The sequence below is a fragment of the Nonomuraea diastatica genome (genome assembly GCF_004349015.1).
Classification (GTDB): Bacteria; Actinomycetota; Actinomycetes; order Streptosporangiales; family Streptosporangiaceae; genus Nonomuraea; species Nonomuraea diastatica.
Window position 1 is genome coordinate 1 of sequence record NZ_SMKP01000455.1, and the last position, 646, is coordinate 646.

Genomic DNA, 646 nt, shown 5'->3' on the forward strand with positions numbered 1-646 from the left:
GATCCGGCACCGCTCCATCACGGACGTTCTGCGCTGGTCACACTGGCGCCGACGCCACCAAGCCACAGCCCGGCACTACCACTACCAGCGCCGATCCGATCCATGATCGCGATGTGTCACTGGAGTACTAGGCGAGACAGCCCTGCACGTGTCGACATCGGCGGCGATGTGGGCTTCCCCTCGTAGCGTGGAGATCGAATCGGGAGAGGTTGGGTCGTGGCAGGTACCACGAGGCGTCGTTTTGATCCGGAGTTCCGGGCTGGGGCGGTGAGGATCGTCAGGGAGACCCGCAAGCCCGTCGCGCACGTAGCGCGGGATCTTGGGATCAACGAGTACACGCTGTACAACTGGGTGCAGATGGACCGGCTCGCGGCAGGGCAGGTCGGGCGGGACGGCATCGGAGGCGGCAAGCTGAAGGAGTCCGAGCAGGTGGAGCTTGCGCGGCTGCGGCGGGAGAGGGCCGAGCTGGTCAAGCAGCATGCCAAGGAGAAGTCGGCCTGGGAGAAGGAGCGTGCGGAGCTGGAGGACGAGCGTGATGACGCCCCTATGTTTGTCAAGCCGCAGCGGGCGGAGTACGCGCTGGTGAGAGTGCTGCGGTGATGATCGGGAAGACTTCGCGGGCGACGTAGCGCTTGAGGCAGCGGAT

1 protein-coding gene is annotated in these 646 nt (G+C 65.5%); it reads left to right on the forward strand.

What is annotated here, in order from left to right; all coding sequences use genetic code 11:
* Nucleotides 1-216: 216 nt before the first annotated feature.
* Entirely contained in the window at nucleotides 217-600 is a 384-nt protein-coding gene (locus E1294_RS52145) for a transposase (protein WP_281284641.1), read from the forward strand.
* The last annotated feature ends 46 nt before the right edge of the window (nucleotides 601-646 follow it).